The organism is Arsenicicoccus sp. UBA6765, from assembly GCF_002453335.1.
In the GTDB taxonomy this organism is placed as follows: domain Bacteria; phylum Actinomycetota; class Actinomycetes; order Actinomycetales; family Dermatophilaceae; genus Arsenicicoccus; species Arsenicicoccus bolidensis.
This window is the reverse complement of sequence record NZ_DKGR01000035.1, coordinates 1-3,219: the sequence shown is the minus strand read 5'-3', so window position 1 is coordinate 3,219 and position 3,219 is coordinate 1. Positions and strand designations below refer to the sequence as shown.

3 protein-coding genes are annotated in these 3,219 nt (G+C 72.2%); 2 read left to right on the top strand and 1 reads right to left on the bottom strand.

Going from position 1 to position 3,219, the window contains the following annotated elements; genetic code table 11:
- Positions 1 to 127 precede the first annotated feature (127 nt).
- Positions 128 to 1,624: an NCS2 family permease gene (locus B4K29_RS10145; protein WP_286967220.1), complete on the bottom strand. Its 1,497-nt coding sequence runs from the start codon at positions 1,622 to 1,624 to the stop codon at positions 128 to 130.
- Between the two features lie 131 nt (positions 1,625 to 1,755).
- Between B4K29_RS10145 and B4K29_RS10140 the strand changes: the two genes are divergently transcribed.
- Both B4K29_RS10140 and B4K29_RS10135 read left to right on the top strand, forming a co-directional pair.
- Positions 1,756 to 2,688, top strand: coding sequence for an MFS transporter (locus tag B4K29_RS10140; protein ID WP_169516840.1), 933 nt, complete (start codon positions 1,756 to 1,758; stop codon positions 2,686 to 2,688).
- On the top strand, positions 2,685 to 2,927 hold the full coding sequence (locus B4K29_RS10135) for a DUF2530 domain-containing protein (RefSeq protein ID WP_019284327.1): 243 nt from the start codon (positions 2,685 to 2,687) through the stop codon (positions 2,925 to 2,927). Before B4K29_RS10140 ends, B4K29_RS10135 begins: the two co-directional genes overlap by 4 nt.
- Positions 2,928 to 3,219 lie beyond the last annotated feature (292 nt).

Here is a 3,219-nt window from a genome sequence, read left to right as displayed (position 1 = left end):
CCATCGGTGGATCGAGGTTAAGCCGGTGTCCGTCGAACGGGGTCAACCCCACAATGGCGCCCGGAGGGGGCGGCGGGGCGGGGCGGAAGCGGAGGGGGCGGCGGCGCGGACCCGGTGAGCGCGGGGCTCAGGCGACGCCGAGGGCCGTCTTGACCGGCGTGATGCAGAAGTAGAGGACGAACAGCGCGGCCACGATCCACAGCAGCGGGTGGATCTCACGGGCCTTGCGGCGGGCGATCTTGACGACGACGTAGGCCACGAAGCCCGCGCCGATGCCGACCGAGATGGAGTAGGAGAAGGGCATCAGGACGATGGTGAGGAAGGCCGGGATGGCGATCTCCATGTCGTCCCAGTCGATGCCGGTGACCTGCTGCATCATCAGGAAGCCCACCACGATCAGCGCCGGGGTCGCGGCCTCGTAGGGAACGACCGCGACCAGCGGTGACAGGAAGGTCGCCAGCAGGAACATGATGCCGGTGACGACGGACGCGAGTCCGGTGCGAGCGCCCTCGCCGACACCCGCGGCCGACTCGATGTAGGACGTGTTGGAGCTGACCGAGCCCATGCCGCCGGCGATGGCGGCGACGGAGTCCACGACCAGGATGCGCTGGGAGCTGGGCGGGTTGCCCTCCTCGTCGAGCAGGCCCGCCTCGCCGCCGATGGCGACCATCGTGCCCATCGTGTCGAAGAAGTCGGCGAGCAGCAGGGTGAAGATCAGCAGCACGGCCGACACGAACCCGATCTTGCTGAACGACCCGAGCAGGTTGAAGTCACCGACCAGCGAGAAGTCCGGGAGGGCGAAGGGGTTCGAGGGGAGGGTGGGGACGTTGAGGCCCCACCCGGTGGGGTTGACGATCTTGCCGCCCGGACCGGTCTGCGAGCCGATGTGCAGCACCGCCTCCAGCACGATCGCGAGCACGGTGGCCCCGGCGATGCCGTAGAGGATGGCGCCCTTCACGTGGTTGACCATCAGCGCGATGATCAGGAACAGCCCGACCACGAAGGTCAGCAGCGGCCACCCGTTGAGGAAGCCGCCGATGCCCAGCTCGACCGGGGTCGGGCCGGCCGGCTTGCGCACGAAGCCCGCGTCGATCAGGCCGATGAGGGTGATGAACAGACCGATGCCGACCGAGATCGCCGTCTTGAGCTGCGCGGGGATCGCGTGGAAGACGGCCTTGCGGAAGCCCGTCAGCACGAGCACCAGGATGATGATGCCCTCGAGGACGATCAGGCCCATCGCGTCGGCCCAGGTCATCTGCGGCATCTGGGCCACGCCGTAGGCCAGGAAGGCGTTGAGCCCCAGCCCCGTCGCGAGGGCCAGCGGGAAGTTGGCCACGACGCCCATGAGGATCGTCATGAGCCCGGCGACCAGCGCGGTGCCGGCGGCCACGAGCATGCGCGCCCGGTCCGGGTCTCCCCCGCCGAGGAAGCCGCCCGTGGAGTCCGGGACGGTGCCGATGATCAGGGGGTTGAGCACCACGATGTAGGCCATCGTGAAGAACGTGACGATCCCGCCGCGCACCTCCTGGCCGACGGACGAGCCACGCTCGGTGATGCGGAAGTAGCGGTCGAGCCCGCTGGCGGGCGGCGCGTTGCGGGGGCGGCGGGAGGGGGCCTGCGTCATGTCCCCGGATCCTACCGGCGGGCCGTATGCCGTCCGCGCCCCCGCCACCAGTCGGTCAGGCACCCGGGTGACGCGGGCCGGGCATGCCTTGCGCGTCAGGCGGCCTCGCCGCACAGTTACCCGCGGGTCACGTGTCGGTGGCGCCGCGCTGGTTCCCGAGGCGCGAGCGCGCGACCGCGATCGGTCTGGTCACCCTCGCCAACCTGGTCGGCACCGCCATCGGGATGGTCCTGCCGACGGCCCTCGTCGACGCGCACGGTCCCGGCGTCATCGGGCCGCTGCAGCTCGGGATCGGTATGGCGGCGCTGGTCGCCGGCATCGCCTATCCCCTGCTCGTGACCGACCGCCCCGCCGGCGTCCCGGTCGACCTCACCGAGCGCGAGCTCGAGACCCACGGGATGCGGCACGCCCTGTCGGTGGGGCCGTTCCGGCGCTACCTGCTGGCGATCTTCATCGGGATGGGCGTCTTCAAGGGGATCACGCAGTGGGTCGCGGACATCGTTGCCCCGCGGGGCTTCTCGGCGACCGACGCCGGCAACGTCGGTGCCGCCATGCTGCTCGGCGGGGTCATCGGGTCGGTCTCGTTGTCGGCCTGGTCGGATCGCCTCGACCGGCGGGTGCCCTTCCTCGTGGCGGGGCTCGCGCTCGCCGCTCCCGCCGTCGTCGGGGTCGCCCTCGCGAGCTCCCTCGCGGGGCTGCTCGGCGCGGCCTTCCTGCTCGGGTTCTGCCTGGTGAGCCTGATGCCGATCGGCATGCAGTATGCCGCCGAGGTCACCTGGCCGACGCCGGAGGGCACGTCCAACGGCCTGGTCCAGCTGTGCGGGCAGGCGGCCGTGGTCTACGTCGCGCTGCTCTACGCGCTGCGCGCCCCGGACGGGAGCTACTGGCCCGGGCTGGTGCTGTCCGCGGTGCTGCTGCTCGGCGGGGCGCTGCGCTTTGCCCGGACCCCGGAGTCGCACGAGCACCACGCCCGAGCCACCACCTCGTCGATGTCCCCCTCGGGCACGTCCCCGTCGGGCCCGTCCCCCTCGAGCACGGGCCCGGGCGCTAGCCTGCAGGGGTGACCGACCAGCGGCCCCCGATCGACCCGACCACCGTGCCGGCGATGCGCGTGCGCACCGATCGCGTGGTGGCGCTCGGCACCTGGCTGTGGGTCGTGGCCCTGCTCGTCGTGCTGGTCGTGCCGTCGCTGCACCTCGACGGGCGCGCCTGGTGGCCGTGGGCCTGCGTGACGGGGATCGCGCTCGGCGTGCTCGGCCTGGCCTACGTCAGGAGCGGGCGCGGCGCCGACAAGGGCGCCTGACGGCGACGCGCCGGAGTCCGCCCAGCGCTCGGGCGTCGCCCGGGTGCACAACTGCTGCACATCGGCCGAGGAGCTTGCCGAGCTCCGTTGTGCCGCAACAGACCCCTCTCGCGAGGTCGCTTCGATGTGCAGCACTTGGTTGCGGGGCAGAGACCCTGCGACCCGCGTGCGGCCGGGGTGACGCCCGTGTCGCGGGTCTGCTCAGGCGTCGCCGGCGAGCTCGGCCACCCGCTGGGCGGCTGCGTCGGTCGCCGGGTCGGTGCGCGGCGTCGCCGGACCCGCGGGGGCGCCG